Genomic DNA, 16,803 nt, shown 5'->3' with positions numbered 1-16,803 from the left:
AACTCGGATGAAATCGAGGTCAAGGGCCTCGAGATAGTCGACAAAACCGACTATCTCGGATGAAATGGAGCGCAAGGGCCCGGAGATAGTCGATGAAACCGACTAACTCGAGTTTACTCAACACCTGCTCAAAATCATCGATGTATTCACCGATTTCTTAACCATTTTAAGTGAAAATTAAGCTTACCTTCAGGTAACCGCGGGTCAATAAGAGTACAATGGGGGAACACCACAAATTCGAGATTGAAGATCGGAGTGATTTTTGTGAAACTGCTAAAAAGCTTTGTACAAGGATTCCTTTTTGCTTTCATCTCTATTGGTGCTCTCCCATTCTTACTGGTTAAGACTCTGCTAGAGCAGTTGTAACGCGCCATCCTTACTTTCGAGAGGGGCAGCCATGTGCTGCTCCTTTTTTGCATTTTCCCTTCTAACGCAAATGGCAAATTGTTCGTTGTATATCTCCCTCGCATCGACCATATACTCTTAAGAGGAGGATGCATAGATGGAAGGAGTGAGCACATGGAACTGTTTGCAATTGCCCTAATCAATGTCGAGGAATCCTATGTACGTTCGCTAAGCGCACAGGTGAAGCAAGCGCTGCAGCATTTACATATCGCCCAAAATGGTTTGACGACTACCTACACTTGGTGTGAAACACGTGCTTTTATTTATGTGGAAGCGGAAGCAGGAAGTGTGATCCACGATCCACATATTCATGAGGTTCAAGTACGAGCTTGCCTAGCTGAAGTGTTGGCAAGCCACATTGTAGCGGACAAGGAATCCAGCATTTTACGTAACTTGATCACTAAGGATTTTAAATATGAAAAGCAGTCTGACATTGAGGCCATCGAAGGTTACTGTAAGCAATCCTTGATCCAAGAGAGTGAGCTGGAAGGGTTGCCGCTGATGAATAGCTCCCCAAGTCGGCTTCGTCGTATTGGGCTGCTCAAGGAACAAATAAACGCATTGCTCGAGGAGAATCCGCAGATTAGCTTAGATGGCTTCCTCAAATTCCGCATTCAGGAGTATAGGGAAGAACTAAGGGAAATTGCCGAATATGCGATTGATGAGTTTATGATGGACCGCCAGTATCAGGAATTTATTTCGCTTCTACAATATTTCGTCTACATTCAAGAGGCCAAAATACCTGCAGCGCATCTCATTCACAAAGGCGGCCATGAGTTCGTCATTCTGAATGATCGGATGGAACCCATTGATGCGAATGAATTTGATGCCAGCTTTCGAATGGAGATGTTGGAGAAGGACATCAATTTCGAGGATATGATCGTGAGTACACTGATCACGGTCTCTCCTGCCAACATTTACATTCATACAAGGGATCCTGAATTGACGATTATTAAGACGATAGGGCAAATCTTCGAAGACCGTACATCGGTGTGCAGTTATTGCCGCACGTGCGACCTTTATCTCGGAGATGCCAAAAAGCAGGATCAACTATCCCCTTGACCTTGCCCCTCTCGCCATTTATAATAGTGATCGAAGGCGTTAGTATCAAAGACAAGAACTTTCTGTATGAACTGCTCAGAGAGAGGAGACCAGGCTGCAATCTCCTTCAGCGAATCGGATTGTTTACCCCTTTGTAGCCGTATTGTGGAATTCGACCTGACTTGCAGGTGCGATACTATACAGTACCGGAATCATTCCCGTTAACGAATGCTGATGAGGATTCGACTTTCCCTTTGGGTTAGAGCGAATCGAACTAGGGTGGAACCACGAGCTGAGCGCACTCGTCCCTTTATGGGATGAAGTGTGCTTTTTTGCGTTCAATTCACTATTCACTTACACAATTAGGAGGCAGGGAAGATGGTTGTACAAGTAAAATTACCAGATGGCGCAGTGAGAGAGTATGCAGTGGGGACGACGATTGAGCAAGTAGCGGAATCCATTTCATCCGGTCTGAAGAAAAATGCAGTAGGCGGTAAAGTAAACGGGAAATCCGTGGATTTATCCTTCGCTCTGGATCATGATGCTGATGTTGAAATCTTAACGCTGGATAGCGAAGCAGGACTAGAAATGTACCGTCATAGCACAGCGCATTTGATGGCACAAGCGATCAAGCGTATTTATGGCGATAAAGCAGTTAAGCTAGGAATCGGTCCTGTGATTGAGGATGGCTTCTACTATGATATCGATTTGGAAACACCGCTGAACCCTGAAGATTTGATCAAAATCGAGAAGGAAATGGAGCGCATCTCAAACGAAAATTTGGCGATTACACGCCGCGTTGTTTCCCGTGAGGAAGCGATTCGTATTTTCACAGAGATGGAAGACCCGTTCAAGCTAGAATTAATCCGTGATCTACCGGAAGATTCCGTTCTTACGATCTATGATCAAGGTGAATTCTTTGACCTCTGTCGCGGACCGCATTTGCCGTCAACAGGACGCATTAAAGCGTTCAAATTGTTGAGTGTTGCTGGTGCTTACTGGCGTGGAGATGCAAAAAATAAAATGCTGCAACGCATTTACGGGACTGCGTTCCCTAAGAAAGCGCAATTGGATGAGCATTTGCACTTGCTTGAAGAGGCGAAGAAGCGTGACCACCGTAAACTAGGTCGTGAGCTTAAAATGTTCGCTTTCTCCCGTGAAGTTGGTCAAGGCCTACCGCTTTGGTTGCCAAATGGCGCGAAGCTAAGACGTACTATGGAGCGCTATATCGTCGATTTGGAAGAACGTCTAGGCTACCAACACGTGTACACACCTGTACTTGCTAACGTTGAGCTTTACAAAACTTCTGGACACTGGGAGCACTACCAAGAAGACATGTTCCCGAAAATGATCATGGACAATGAAGAGCTTGTCCTTCGTCCAATGAACTGTCCACACCATATGATGGTGTACAAGAGTGACATGCGCAGTTACCGTGATTTGCCGGTTCGTATCGCTGAACTTGGCACAATGCACCGTTATGAGATGTCAGGTGCTTTGACTGGTTTGCACCGTGTGCGTGCAATGACATTGAATGACGCTCATATCTTCTGCCGTTTGGATCAAATTAAAGAAGAGTTCTCCCGCGTTGTTACATTGATCCGTCAAGTGTACGCAGATTTCGGAATTACTGATTACCGTTTCCGTCTTTCTTACCGTGACCCGAAAGACACGGAGAAATATTTCCAAGACGATCAAATGTGGGAAACTTCCCAGCGTATGCTGCGTGAAGTAGTTGAAGAACTAGGCTTGCCATTCTATGAAGCTGAAGGCGAAGCAGCGTTCTACGGTCCTAAACTAGACGTTCAAATCAAGACTGCGCTCAAGAAGGAAGAGACGCTTTCGACTGCGCAAATCGACTTCCTTTTGCCTGAACGCTTCCAACTTGAATACACAGGGGAAGACGGTCAGAAACACCGCCCAGTCGTAATCCATAGAGGAATCATCTCCACAATGGAGCGTATGACAGCCTTCTTGCTTGAGAATTTCGCTGGCGCGTTGCCAACATGGTTAATGCCAACCCAAGCTAAGGTTATTCCGGTTTCACCTGCGTTCGAAGAGTTCTCCAATCAAGTTACGGAGAAACTAAGAGAAGCCGGTATTCGCGTTGAAGCGGACAATCGTAATGAGAAGCTAGGGTACAAGATCAGGGAAGCGCAACTGGAGAAAATTCCTTTCATGCTTGTCGTAGGCGAAAATGAAGTGAAGAATGAAAGTTTGTCCATCCGTAAACGCGGTCAAGGGGATCTAGGTACGCAGCCGATCAATGAAGTCATCAACATGATTCAAGAAGAAATCAAAAACAAACTGTAACTCCCATTTGTTCCTATAAGAAGCAGAGAAGTGCTAGTCACTTCTCTGCTTTTTTGCGTTCCCAAAAATCCGTTTCGATGTGAATAAGTGGTTAAAAGAAGGACATGTTATACAGTGAGTCTGTATGTGGAGGTTTAGTGATGAAAGGAAATGGAAAGCCTACATTAGTAGGGGGAGGCTTAATACGATGAAAATAACCGATACTTCGAAGCAATCCAAATGGATTTTGGCATGGATGGTGCTTACCGTTATGGTCGTGCTTTTCGGAGAAGAGGCTAGTTATCAGGGGAACTATAGGGCGGCAAATACCGATACCCATATACGAGATCAGCAGGACAATCAAACGGGTGCGGTGATTCCGGTTGCACGCCCTGTTGCACAGGAGCACCAGCAACAAGCGAGTTATCGCTTTATTCCCAACTTGGATTCTGATTTATCCAAATACACGGTAGTTGAAGTGACAGCGACTGGGTACTCTGCGGGTAAAGAATCAACAGGAAAAAATCCGGACCATCCGTCTTATGGAATCACGTATTCGGGCATGAAAGTCATGCGTGATGATAAGGCGTTATCAACAATTGCGGCAGACACCAGGGTGTTCCCATTAGGTACTGTACTGTTTATTCCGGGTTACGGTTACGGGGTTGTTGCAGATACTGGAAGTGCGATTAAAGGGAAGAAAATTGATCTTTATTTCAACACGAAGGATCAGGTCTATAAAGAATGGGGTAAAAAGACGGTCAAGGTATTCGTGGTGAAAAAAGGGAATGGCAAAGTCACCGAGGTCATTTGGAAGCAGCTGAAGGATGAAATATTGGCTCCAGCCAAAGCACTTTAATGGTTAATTTTGTGCTAAAAGAAATTCATAAAAAATCCTGTTTGGGAAAAGATACTCATACAGGAGGTGATTGACATGGCAAAGAACAAGAACAACAACAACAACAAGAAAGCAGCGCAAGACGCGGAATTTGCTACTGAAGTAGCGGTACCTAATAAGCAGCAACAAAACAACACACAAAACCAAAATAAATAACAAATAGCGTTGTTGGAAAGACGGAGACCTGAGAGGGTCTCCGTTTTTTAATTCTTTTCAAGCCCTCCTATATTCGATATAATGTAACAAAAACTAACATTTTGTTCCTTTTGGGAGGAGTTCCGGTTGCATATGTGGACGGATTCAAAGCAGAGAGCTTGGTTTTACGGTTTTGCACTTATTGGAATGCTTGTAAATGTATTCGCTTTATTTTCTGCTTCGAAATGGGTTACCGTAGTTAGCGTCGCTGTTTTTATCTTAATGGGCTTAGGGGCATTGCTAAGCACTAGTGCATCTGGTAAACAGCGAGAACAAGGGGCTCTTGATCACGAAGAACAATTCCGTACATTTATTCAAGAATCTCAGGTTGTTGCGGATCGATTAGCAGCGGCAGTAGAAGAGGTCAATCGTTCCATCGGTCATCTTCTCCAAATTGCGGATGCCTCTATTCAAGGAGAAGAGGAATTGAAGGGACGAAGCCAACATGCCGCTGGACAGCTCCAGGAAGCTTTTGCTGCGATACAGCAAGTGGCTGCAGCTGCTGATCAGATCCTGGATTCGTCGTTACATATGCATCGTGAAAGTGAACAAACCAAAGATACCGTAGTGGACGTCTGCCGCTCCTTGAATGCAACAGATGAAGTAATGAACGATTTGCATGTGAACAATGATACGATGCAGAAGAAAATTCAAGATTTGACCGAGCATACGTCGAAAATTGAAGAGATCAATACGTTCATTACTGAGGTCGTGGCCCAAACGTCATTACTTGCCTTGAATGCATCAATTGAAGCGGCTAGAGCTGGTGAGCATGGAAGAGGCTTCTCCGTGGTAGCGCAAGAAATTAAGAAGCTAGCGGCGCAAAGTCATGAAGCCGTTCAGAAGTCATCTGAGCTTCTTGCTGATATTGAAAGTGGGGTTGCGCAAGTTGTCGCTGCAGTGGCAGAAGAGAAAGCTTCAGTGACACATGGGATTGATGAGATGAAGGTGATGAAAGGCAAGATCGATACGATCTTTTCATTGATCCTGCATGTGAACAGCCTAGTGGCTAGTACCACGAGTTCAACGAAACACCAGTCCTCTTTGGTTACTGGGACCAGAACATCTCTTGGAGAAGTTGTGGATTTGATGAATGAGACGATGTCGAGCGTCGAGCATACGCTGGATCAAATGAAGAAGCAGCGGCACGAGGTTTCGAGATTGCAGCATATTAATCAGAATTTAGATCGTTCTTCCGCTGAGCTGATCACGGCCATACAAGCTGTTGGCATGAAGAGCAAGCAGGGAACTATTCATGTCAACATTGAAGAAATGAAACAATTATTGAATGCGCTTGTTCGCGTACCTGACATCAAATCGTTGGTCGAAGATAAGCATGCCTCGCATTTACATGGGATTTTGAAGAAAACAGCAGGGATAGAAGCGATATGGTCGAATCGCGGAGATGGCACCTTTATCTACTCTCAGCCAGAAGCAGGGCTAGTGAATGCCAAGGGAAGAGAATGGTGGAAGCGTGCAATGGCAGGTGAGCTCTTCATTTCGGAAGAATACGTGTCAGCTATTACGAAAAAACCATGCATCACGTTGTCGAAATCCGTTATAGATGACATGGGAACGCCTATTGGTGTCGTCGGAATTGATTTAGTGTTAAATTAATAGTTCTCAAACCACTCTTTTTAGTGTAAAATAAGATTACTGTTATAAATCTTGACACGGAGAGATAGGTGATGGAACATGCTGCAAGCATTGCGATCGGATGGTATGCCCTTAAGAACAACTAGGAAAGCTGCGGAGGTACTTCCCTTCTTGGAGGCTTTTATTACGCGGAAAGAGCAGCAAGCTCGGGAAATTGAGCAGGTTGTTGAGCGATATGAAGTGAAGAGAATGAAAGAAGAACGGGCTTATCAAACCATGTCATCTTTTCGGCGCATGTTGTCCGGTAAGAAGCCTGATCATCATCTAGCTGTTGAATATATTCATTATGTGAAGAAACCTATGGAGCAAGTCAGAAAGCTCCGTGCCGAAATCGAGCAAGCTAGACAAATTATGAATGATTCTAAGCCTGGGGACGATATTACGGTTCCAGAGGAATTCGAAGACATATTCTCATCCTAAAATAAAGAAGAGGACACTGCGTGTGCGGTGTCCTCTTCTTTATTTTCATTGGTTATTCTTCAAGTGTTGTAGATCCAAGAATCCTTCTTCTTGGCTGTACGCTGGAACCCCATGTGAGCCAACATCAAGGCCAATTAACTCTTCGTCGCGACTCACACGTAATGGAACGATAAGTTTAATGAGCTTCAAGAAAACCCAAGTGATGAAGAAACCCCACGCGCAGACGGTGACAAGGCCAAGTGCTTGAACGCCTAGGAGGTGGAAACCTCCGCCGTAGAATAAGCCAGCTGTTCCTTCGCGGATCGCATCCGGCTTCGCACATAAGCCAACAGCGAGGGTGCCGATACTTCCGCTGATTCCATGTACGGGAAAAGCGCCAACGGGATCATCAATCTGTTTAGCTTCCAGTATTTCCGTTGCGTAGACCATGGCAATCCCGCAGATTGCGCCAATGCAGATCGCTGCTGCATCACTGACGAATGCGCAACCTGCCGTTATTCCGACGAGTCCAGCGAGTGCGCCATTAATCACCATGGGCGGGTCCGCTTTGCGATAGCGCATCATGGTGAACAGAATGCAGGCCGCACAACCGGCTGCGGCGGAAAGCATCGTGGTAACCGCGATGTGGCCAATCGATGTATTGGTAGCGCTTAACGTGCTCCCAGAGTTAAAACCAAACCAACCAAACCATAAGATAAATGCGCCTACAGAGGCTAGGGGCAAATTAGATGGGGGGACAATGTTAGCTTTACCATCGGCAGAGAATTTACCAATTCGGGGACCGATAATCATGGCTGCGGCGAGTGCGGAGAACCCGCCAAGTCCGTGGATGACAGCGGAACCAGCGAAGTCAATCATGCCAAGCTTGCCGAGCCAACCGCCAACACTCCAAACCCAATGGCCTGCAATGGGATAGATTAATCCGGTCATGGCTATTGTATAAAGAATATAAGCACGAAAATTAATGCGTTCTGCTACAGCACCGGATACAATTGAAATAACGGCAATAACAAAAGCACATTGGAACAACCAATAGGTATCATGTGAGATTGTCAACGAGATGTGTGATAAATCTCCGCCCATGAAAAAGCCTGTTGTACCGATGATTCCTCCGATGTCTTTACCGTACATAAGTGCAAATCCAAAAAAGTAAAAAATAAGCGCACCGAATGAGATATCGACAAATACTTTCATGATAATACTGACGGCATTCTTTTGTCTGACAAAGCCTGCTTCTAGTAAGGCGAAGCCGCCTTCCATTAATAAAATCATCGCAGCAGTCAATACGACCCAAATGGTGTCTAGGCCAGAAGTGAGTTGTTGGATTTGATCCATTCCTGTAATCTCTCCTTATAATACTTGCGTTCTCTGCCCAATTATACGGTTCTGATGACATGGGTGTCAACGCAACACGTAAGAATACATGACATATGCAGCGAAATGTTCGTCTTATACGACACTCATGTTAGGTTTGCTAGTGAAGGCTTTTGAAATATCGGTCTTGAGGCGGAGATCGGCTTCAATCTACCGTCTCTTTTCATTCCCCCTTGTATCTTATAAACTAGAGTTATCTTAACAACGCTTTACACAAATGGAGGAAGAACGTATGAATCCGCATATGTTTCAAAGAATGATTTGGGGGCTAGTACTCGTATCCGCGGGCGCACTCTTTTTACTAAATCAATTAGGAATCATTCAAATTGATATCGGCTATTTAGTATCTACGTATTGGCCTGCGATTCTGATTTTTTATGGGCTCATTGGCTTTGTCTCACAGCGAAAGTACCATTGGGGTGGATCCATAGGCAGCTTGATGATGTGCGGCGTAGGAACTATATTTCTCTTGAAAAATCTAAATGTAACCGACCTTTCTATTGGAGAAATGTTTAAATTTCTTGCGCCAGTTGCTTTAATACTTTTTGGACTAAATGTGATTTTTAAACCGGGCAAGAAAGAGTCGCCAGAGTGGCCTTCCATTAAGAAAGCAAAAGAGGAAGAAAGACAAGCTCGGCGAGAAGCGAATCGAGCACGACATTCCGGGTATAAGAAACATTGGGAGTCTGGAAATTGGAACCTGTCTGGCGATCTCTCCAATAATTCGAAAGAACACATGGATCATACTTCGGCGAGTACTATGAAACACGGCCTTACTGCTGAAGAAAAGGAAGTGCTGAAGGATATCCACGGCACGTATCCAAAGGACGAGGAACATGGGGAATGGACAGACTCCCAACACAAACACCAACATAAATATGATGGCTTCGTTCATAATTTCGATTCAGGTAATGTTCTACACCGTCATGGTTTTATTGGCGATGTTCACCTTGGCCAAGAGGCTTGGGAATTAAAGCCTATTCAGATCTCTCACTTTATTGGCGATTCTGTTATCGATCTTACGCGTGCATCAATTCCACGTGGTGAAACAACAATTCATGTTACGGCATTTATTGGCGATGTGAAAATTTTCATCCCGAACGATATGGATGTTGAGGTTCGAGTTATGGCAAGCTCCTTTATTGGGGATATGAAGGTTCTTGATCGGCGTGAAAGTGGTTTTCTACGCAACATCAGAACGCAAACCTCACATTATGAAGAGGCGGAACATAAAATCGTCGTAACAACAAGTATGTTTATTGGCGATATTACCATTAAAAAGATAGGTTAAGGATGGAGCATGTACAAATTGCGAATGTTCAATATGAAGTGGCAGCTGCTGAATTACTTTCTAATCTCAAGCGTTGTAACGGTTTCAGGTATTTATATCGTACTTGAATATTACGAGAAGGAACTGAGTTCTTGGGAGTTCCGTTTGTGGTTCGCTTTCGCGATTCTTGTAGTGAGCTTGTCCGTAGGTTTCATTGCAACTAGAAGGTGGCAGCGCAAGGTAGACGAGCTTCATGTCGCAATGCTGGAATTGTCAAAAGGGAACTTCACTGTTCGAATTGACATGGAGCCAGTAGAACCCTTCTTATACTTGTATGATGCTTTTAACAGCATGGCAACTTCCATTGAAGAACGCGTGCAGCTGATGCAAAAGCTAGGGGAAGCCGAAGCCATTCGGGATCAGGAGCTGACAGAGAGCGCTGTGATGGAAGAAAGACGCAGGCTTGCGAGAGATCTTCATGATACAGTGAGCCAAGAGCTATTCGCGATCCATATGTCGGCTTCCTCACTTCCCAAAATATTAGAAAGAAACCCAGCGGCTGCACCAGCGCTAATGAATCAGCTCATTGAGATGTCCCATCATGCTCAGAAGCAGATGCGTGGCCTCATTTCACAACTAAGACCGATCGAATTAAAAGACATGAGCTTACAAGAAGCCTTGGAGAAATGGTTCCCGGAATATTGCCGGACCCATGAACTTCAGGGTCAACTTGATGTTTCGCTGCCTGAAATTATTTCGGAGGCGATAGAACATCAGTTTTTTCTCATTATCCAAGAAGGACTTGCTAATGTCATTAAACATGCCTCGGCCAAACAAGTTCGATTGGCGATCTACGAGAGAGAGCATCAATATGTGCTGCAATTGCAGGACGATGGTCAAGGATTTGAACGAAGAGATATTCCTTCTGCTTCCCATGGCCTATCAACCATGAGAGAACGAGCGCAAAAGCTAGGCGGAGAAGTAGAGATTGATAGCAAATTAGGTTCAGGAACTCGCGTGCGCGTTCGTATTCCGCGATTTTCAGGGCATTCAGGGGGAAAACAAGAATGAATCCGAACATTAAAGTAATGATCGTGGATGATCACGATATGGTGAGAGTGGGTCTTCGTACTTATATTTCATTGGAGCCTGGTTTAGAGGTAGTGGGGGAAGCGTCCAATGGTCAATCTGCCTTTGATCAGTTGAAGGAAGAAAGCCTTACATCATTGCCTGATGTCATTCTAATGGATTTAACGATGCCGGTGTTGGATGGGATTGGTGCGACGAAGCTCATTTGTGATCAGTTTCCACAGATAAAAGTAATTATGCTGACCTCTTTTCTGGAGGAAGCCAAGGTGCTGGAAGCTGTTGAATCCGGAGCTATTAGCTACATGTTGAAGACGGTTTCTTCCGATCAGTTGATTCACGCGATTCAGAGTGCCTACCGCGGCATGCCAGTCATGAATGCTGAAGTGTCGCAAGCGTTGACTAGAGGCATTAGACAGCGGAGCGAATTACCGGAGCAGGAAGGGCTAACAACGCGGGAACGTGAAGTCCTCCTCTTAATTGCTGAGGGAAAAAGCAACAAGGATATTTCCGAAGAGCTTTTTATTAGTATCAAAACAGTTAAAACACACGTTAGCAACCTGTTGATGAAGTGTGAGCTTGACGATCGGACACAATTAGCTATTTTCGCTCATCGAAAAGGATGGGTTTAACAGTTCGAACAAATTGAGGGACTATAGCACATAAAAACGTCAAATTGGCACATTCTATGCGTAAGTAAAATAATATGAGCGCTTAAGGAGTGTAGAGTCGCTATGAAACCATTAACTTCCTCACTGGAGCAGGTACAGGAAACATTTGACAAGGTGCGTGCCCAGCTAGAACAATTTGATTTTAATTTAGGTGGCGGTTGGGATTATGACCATGGCTACTTTGATCGATCACTGGATGAGGCGAATAAAGTTTGGTTACGAATTCCCGTTCAAGTCGTCACGGGCAGAATAGAAGGCGATGTTGAAGCGACGGATGCCGTCGTTGAGGTCGGTACTCCTTTTGTTCTGAAACATGTTTATAATGAAGGATTAGATCCTGAAGCTAACATGGAGACAGCAGGCGCATTGGTTGATCAGTTCCAAGCACCACTGGATTCCGATGCTAGTATTGAGGATAAATGGGTGACAGAAGCCGCAAGCGTATTAAAATCAGTTGAAAGTGCATGGATACATTAAAAAATGTCCTATTTTTACCTCCATTTTATTGTTTTTTAATATTCGTTTAAGGTTGTGAGTGCATGATAGACACATAGAGAACAACATGATCCTTCAAAGAGAACATGCACTTATAACTTTAATTATGGAGGTAAGACCCATGGATGAGAATAAAAAAGACTACAGCGACTTTTTCAAGCCGCAGAATAATGATAACAACGAGCAGGAGCAATCCCGCGGTAACGAAGGGCAAGAGCCTAACAAAGAAAGACCTTCCTACTATTACTCCTATGGGCCTTACAAATCTGCTTTTAATGAAGAAAGTGAAGGTCAATCCTTAACAACTTCTTCTACAAGTTCGGAAGGCACTTCAAATGTTGAAGTAACACCGCCTAAGACGTTGCGCCCCTTCAGCTTTGGTTCGGAGAATGCACCTCAAGGTCCAGCGGCGTGGGATCCTAATGCGAAGAAGCGTTCTTCGGTAAAAAGCATTTTTGCAGCATTCATGGCAGGAGCGCTCGTTGTCGGTGCGTTGATGTTTACAGCGGATAAAACGAACATGTTTTCAGGTAATCAACCGTTAGCTTCTGGTTCAAGTTCAGCGACTACCGTAGCAAGCAGCTCGAATAGTAATGGCGGTGAAGTGAAGAATGCTGCTCTTGATGTTGTTCGTCCTGGCAATATTGCCGCGATCGCTCAAAATGCAGGACCTGCCATTGTAAAGGTTGAATCACTTGTGAAGCCGAAGACATCGAGTCGCAGCAATGGTGGAAACTCACTGTTCGACGATCCATTCTTCCGTCAGTTCTTTGGTGATAATGGTGGCGGTCAAACGACACCTAAGAGTGGTCAAAATGACGCAGGAAGCGGACAATTGCAACCAGCGGGTATGGGAACCGGCTTTATTTTCGAGAAAACAGGGTATATCCTAACGAACGAGCATGTGGTTGACGGCGCGGATGAAATTCAAATCACCGTAGAAGGCTATGAGAAGCCGTTTAAAGCGAAATTGCTGGGTAACAGCTACGATTTGGATTTGGCGGTACTGAAAATTGAAGGAACGAAAGATTTCCCGATCCTTCCTCTTGGTAAAGCAGATGACGTAAACGTAGGTGATTGGGTTGTTGCAATCGGTAACCCTTATGGGTTCGACCACACAGTAACCGTAGGTGTACTTAGTGCGAAAGAACGTCCAATTAGTATCCCTGATGAGAAGGGGACGCGTGAGTATAAACATTTACTGCAAACAGATGCTTCCATTAACCCTGGTAACTCAGGTGGTCCTCTCTTGAATCTTAACGGTGAAGTTATTGGGATCAACACAGCGGTAAGCTCACAAGCGCAAGGGATTGGTTTTGCAATTCCGACTAGCACAATTTCTTCTGTTCTAGATAACTTGAAGAATAATGTTACGATTCCGAAAGAGCCAGTTCCTTATATTGGTGTTGGTCTGCAAGATATTGGTCAAGATTGGGTTAGTGAATTGAAGCTTTCTAACACAGACGGCGCTTTGGTTGGCAGTGTTCAACGTAAGAGCCCAGCTTTCACTGCAGGCTTACGTCAATATGATGTCATCGTTGAGCTGAATGGTGCCAAAATCAAGAACTCACAAGAGTTGATTACGAAAGTTCAAGCAACGAAAGTTGGCGACAAAGTAACGTTAGGTATTATTCGTGATGGTAAGAAAACAGAAGTTCCAGTTACGGTAGGAGACAAAAATACACTTGCTGAGACACCAGCTCAGTAAGTTCCAAACACTTAATTGAAGGGAAGTAGAGTCCGCGGCCTCAAGCTTGCAGGCTCTGCTTCTTTGTGCTAATCGGTAATTTTGCTACAATAGAAGATAGAATGGGGGCGAACCAATGAGAGAGAATATTATGGTTATTGACGATGACGAGAAAATCACATCCATGTTAAGACGTGGGCTTGCTTTTGAAGGCTATTTGGTTACCACAGCAGCTAACGGTTTGGAAGGTCTCAAGCAAATGCTGGTGACAGAGCCGCAGCTTATTATTTTGGACGTCATGATGCCACACATCGATGGCTGGGAAGTTGTTCGTCGGATTCGTGAGAGCGGCAGCGAAGTGCCGATACTCATGCTGACTGCGAAGGACGATATTAGTGATCGTGTCAAAGGTTTGGATCTAGGCGCTGATGATTATTTGGTCAAGCCCTTTGCTTTGGAAGAGCTGCTTGCGAGAGTGCGAGTATTACTTCGTCGAAGAACGGAACGACCTGAACAGGCGAATAATCGGCTTAGCTTTGAAGATGCGATCTTGGATTTAGATACACGTGAGGTTTTCCGCGATGAGAAGCTAATTGAATTAACGACGAAAGAGTTCGATTTATTGCATCTATTTATGCAGAATCCGAAGCGAGTTCTATCGAGGGATATTATCATGGAGAAGATTTGGGGCTACGATTACAGCGGTGAGTCCAACGTCTTAGAGGTTTACATAGCTTTGTTGCGACAGAAAACAGAAGAATTTGGCCACAAACGTTTGATTCAAACGGTCAGAGGAGCAGGCTATGTATTGAGAGGGGAAAATTAAGATGTCGCTTCGCCTGCGGCTTACGCTATGGTATTCAGGCATATTGGCCATCACGATGCTGCTTTTTGGCATTGTTCTCTATTTCCTTCTGAACTTCTTCCTTTATGATCAAATTCGTGAGGATTTGAAGAAGGAAGCTGTCACAAGCGCGGCGCGTATTCAGACAAGTTACGTTCTTTCAAAGAAAGGTCTTGCGCTCGATTTAGAGTTGGAGGCTAGGGATTTCTTATCTACGAATACCTTCTTACAATTGTATAATGTTTTGCTTAAGAGCTATAATCGATCAGCGAATTTGCAGAATTATCAACAAACATTACCTTTGAGTCAAGCGGTTATCAATAAATTGCAAACACAGGATGGTTTTTTTGAGAAAACCAAGTTTCTAAATCAAGATATTCTCATCTACCATTTAGGTATCCGATCCGATGAACAGGGGAGAAATCTTATCGGTGTCTTACAATCTGCCGTACCAATTGGTAGTTATGAGAAGACTGCAGTAACGCTTCGTAATACGCTGATTATTTGGGCGATTCTTACGATTCTCGTCGCTGCCTCCCTAGGGTGGTTCTTAGCACGTAAGGCATTAAAACCGATTGAGCGAGTCATAGATGCCGCAAATCAAATCGAAAGTGGAGACGATCTAGAGAAGCGGATTCACTACGATGGACCTTTAGATGAAATAGGCCGTTTGACGAATACGATTAATGGCATGCTATCCCGTATTCAAATTACGTATGTGGAATTAGATGAAGCCTATCGCGCACAGCGACGTTTCGTATCGGATGCATCACATGAGCTGAGAACACCATTAACAACGATTCGCGGCAATGTGGATTTATTGGAGAAAATGTGGAAGCAAACGTCGGGGACCAAAGAGTTGGCTACGCCAGACCAGGTTCAGATGTCCTTGGAAGCTATGCACGATATTGCCGGGGAAGCGCAGCGGATGAGCAGGTTAGTCAATGATTTACTCGCACTTGCGAGGGCTGATGCTGGTGTTCTGATGGAGAAACACCCGATTGAGTTCAAGCCGCTAGTTCACGAAGTCGTAAGGAGAGCGCAGTTGCTTGAGCATAGGGCTGAATGGCAAGTGGGGGATCTTGATGCCCTCGAAGATGCCATTGTACAAGGAAACCGTGATTACCTGCAGCAATTGTTGTTCATTTTTATTGAAAATGCATTTAAATATACGCAGGCAGGCACTGTAACTATTGATGCAATACGTAGAAACAGTTTTATTGGCATACGGATCTCAGATACCGGCATAGGGATGGATAAAGAAGATATTCCTCATATTTTCGACCGGTTCTATCGCGCGGATTTATCTAGAGGGATTACGACGGGGACAGGGCTTGGTTTATCGATTGCCAAATGGATCATTGATGAGCATGATGGATCGGTCGAAGTCACCACTCGGAAGGACGAAGGAAGTATCTTTTTAATCTGGCTGCCGGCAAACTTCCCTCATGCCATATAATCAGATATAATTAGAAGAAATACAACGGTTTAGGTAGGTGGAACAGATGGAAGTTGTTCGAATATCCCCCAGAGGTTACTGTTATGGGGTTGTTGATGCCATGGCTCTCGCCATGCAAACTGCTAAAAATTTAAATCTTCCCAGACCTATATATATCTTAGGCATGATTGTTCATAATGCGCATGTGACCGATTTCTTCAAAGAGGAAGGAGTCATTACGCTTGATGGCGAGAATCGCCTTAAGATTTTGCAGCAAGTGGAGACAGGGACTGTTATTTTCACTGCACATGGGGTTTCTCCTGAGGTAAGACGTTTGGCGCGTGACAAAGGTCTTACTGTTGTGGACGCAACATGTCCGGATGTAACGAAGACGCATGATCTGATTCGTGAAAAAGTAGCAGACGGTTATGACATTATTTATATCGGGAAAAAGGGACATCCAGAGCCAGAAGGTGCTATTGGCGTAGCTCCAGATCATGTACACCTGATTGAGAAGCTGGAAGAGGCTGAACACCTTAATCTGAAGTCGAATCGAGTCATCATTACGAATCAAACCACGATGAGTCAGTGGGATATTAAACATATTATGAATCGGTTATTGACGCTTTTCCCAAAAGCTGAAATTCATAATGAAATTTGCTTAGCCACGCAGGTTCGTCAAGAAGCCGTCGCGGAGCAAGCGAAGGAAGTTGATCTGGTCATTGTCGTTGGAGATCCGAAAAGCAACAATTCGAACCGTTTGGCTCAGGTTTCTCAAGAGATCGCTGGCGTCATGGCGTACCGTATTTCAGATGTTTCTGAACTAAACAGAGAATGGTTGGCGAATGTTCGTAAAGTAGGTGTAACTTCAGGGGCATCTACACCCACACCGATCACCAAAGAGGTCATTACTTATTTAGAAAATTACGATGCGAAAGATGAAACCAGTTGGGAAATAAAACGTACTATTAATATGAAGAAACTAATTCCCCCTGTTAAATCCAAAGCAGCAAGTACCGTGTAATTCCTGC

General features: G+C 44.5%; 14 protein-coding genes. 13 read left to right on the top strand and 1 reads right to left on the bottom strand.

Features of this window, described 5'->3' with window-relative positions:
• Positions 1–519: 519 nt before the first annotated feature.
• From GC096_RS09625 to GC096_RS09605, 5 genes are all read left to right on the top strand, one after another.
• Positions 520–1,467 (top strand): putative sporulation protein YtxC, encoded by a 948-nt coding sequence (locus GC096_RS09625; protein WP_171630030.1) that lies wholly within the window; start codon positions 520–522, stop codon positions 1,465–1,467.
• A gap of 357 nt (positions 1,468–1,824) precedes the next feature.
• Entirely contained in the window at positions 1,825–3,759 is a 1,935-nt protein-coding gene (gene thrS / locus GC096_RS09620) for a threonine--tRNA ligase (RefSeq protein ID WP_171630029.1), read from the top strand.
• 187 nt (positions 3,760–3,946) lie between these two features.
• Positions 3,947–4,597, top strand: a complete 651-nt coding sequence (locus GC096_RS39055; protein ID WP_281366765.1) for a 3D domain-containing protein — start codon at positions 3,947–3,949, stop codon at positions 4,595–4,597.
• Between the two features lie 327 nt (positions 4,598–4,924).
• Complete coding sequence (locus GC096_RS09610; RefSeq protein ID WP_171630028.1) at positions 4,925–6,448, top strand: methyl-accepting chemotaxis protein; 1,524 nt, start codon at positions 4,925–4,927, stop codon at positions 6,446–6,448.
• 78 nt (positions 6,449–6,526) lie between these two features.
• Entirely contained in the window at positions 6,527–6,907 is a 381-nt protein-coding gene (locus GC096_RS09605; protein ID WP_246302665.1) for a hypothetical protein, read from the top strand.
• A gap of 45 nt (positions 6,908–6,952) precedes the next feature.
• On the opposite strand, the gene GC096_RS09600 is transcribed toward GC096_RS09605, so the two are convergent.
• A complete protein-coding gene (locus GC096_RS09600) occupies positions 6,953–8,242 on the bottom strand; it encodes an ammonium transporter (RefSeq protein ID WP_171630027.1) in 1,290 nt (429 codons plus the stop codon).
• Positions 8,243–8,513: 271 nt separating this feature from the next.
• Between GC096_RS09600 and liaF the strand changes: the two genes are divergently transcribed.
• The 8 genes from liaF to GC096_RS09560 all read left to right on the top strand — a co-directional run bounded on the left by liaF (position 8,514) and on the right by GC096_RS09560 (position 16,796).
• Positions 8,514–9,572, top strand: a complete 1,059-nt coding sequence (gene liaF / locus GC096_RS09595) for a cell wall-active antibiotics response protein LiaF (protein ID WP_171630026.1) — start codon at positions 8,514–8,516, stop codon at positions 9,570–9,572.
• Between the two features lie 9 nt (positions 9,573–9,581).
• On the top strand, positions 9,582–10,622 hold the full coding sequence (locus GC096_RS09590; protein ID WP_171630025.1) for a HAMP domain-containing sensor histidine kinase: 1,041 nt from the start codon (positions 9,582–9,584) through the stop codon (positions 10,620–10,622).
• On the top strand, positions 10,619–11,269 hold the full coding sequence (locus tag GC096_RS09585; RefSeq protein WP_171630024.1) for a response regulator transcription factor: 651 nt from the start codon (positions 10,619–10,621) through the stop codon (positions 11,267–11,269). Before GC096_RS09590 ends, GC096_RS09585 begins: the two co-directional genes overlap by 4 nt.
• 102 nt (positions 11,270–11,371) lie before the next feature.
• Positions 11,372–11,785 (top strand): YugN family protein, encoded by a 414-nt coding sequence (locus tag GC096_RS09580; protein ID WP_171630023.1) that lies wholly within the window; start codon positions 11,372–11,374, stop codon positions 11,783–11,785.
• Between the two features lie 139 nt (positions 11,786–11,924).
• A complete protein-coding gene (locus GC096_RS09575) occupies positions 11,925–13,511 on the top strand; it encodes a S1C family serine protease (protein ID WP_171630022.1) in 1,587 nt (528 codons plus the stop codon).
• Between the two features lie 115 nt (positions 13,512–13,626).
• Entirely contained in the window at positions 13,627–14,316 is a 690-nt protein-coding gene (locus GC096_RS09570; RefSeq protein ID WP_171630021.1) for a response regulator transcription factor, read from the top strand.
• Position 14,317: 1 nt separating this feature from the next.
• Positions 14,318–15,793: a sensor histidine kinase gene (locus GC096_RS09565; protein ID WP_171630020.1), complete on the top strand. Its 1,476-nt coding sequence runs from the start codon at positions 14,318–14,320 to the stop codon at positions 15,791–15,793.
• Positions 15,794–15,839: 46 nt separating this feature from the next.
• Positions 15,840–16,796, top strand: a complete 957-nt coding sequence (locus GC096_RS09560) for a 4-hydroxy-3-methylbut-2-enyl diphosphate reductase (protein ID WP_171630019.1) — start codon at positions 15,840–15,842, stop codon at positions 16,794–16,796.
• Positions 16,797–16,803: the final 7 nt, after the last annotated feature.

The organism is Paenibacillus plantarum (assembly GCF_013141695.1).
Lineage (GTDB): Bacteria > Bacillota > Bacilli > Paenibacillales > NBRC-103111 > Paenibacillus_E > Paenibacillus_E plantarum.
Note: the sequence above shows the minus strand (reverse complement) of the source record. Positions and strands in the feature narration are given on the sequence as shown.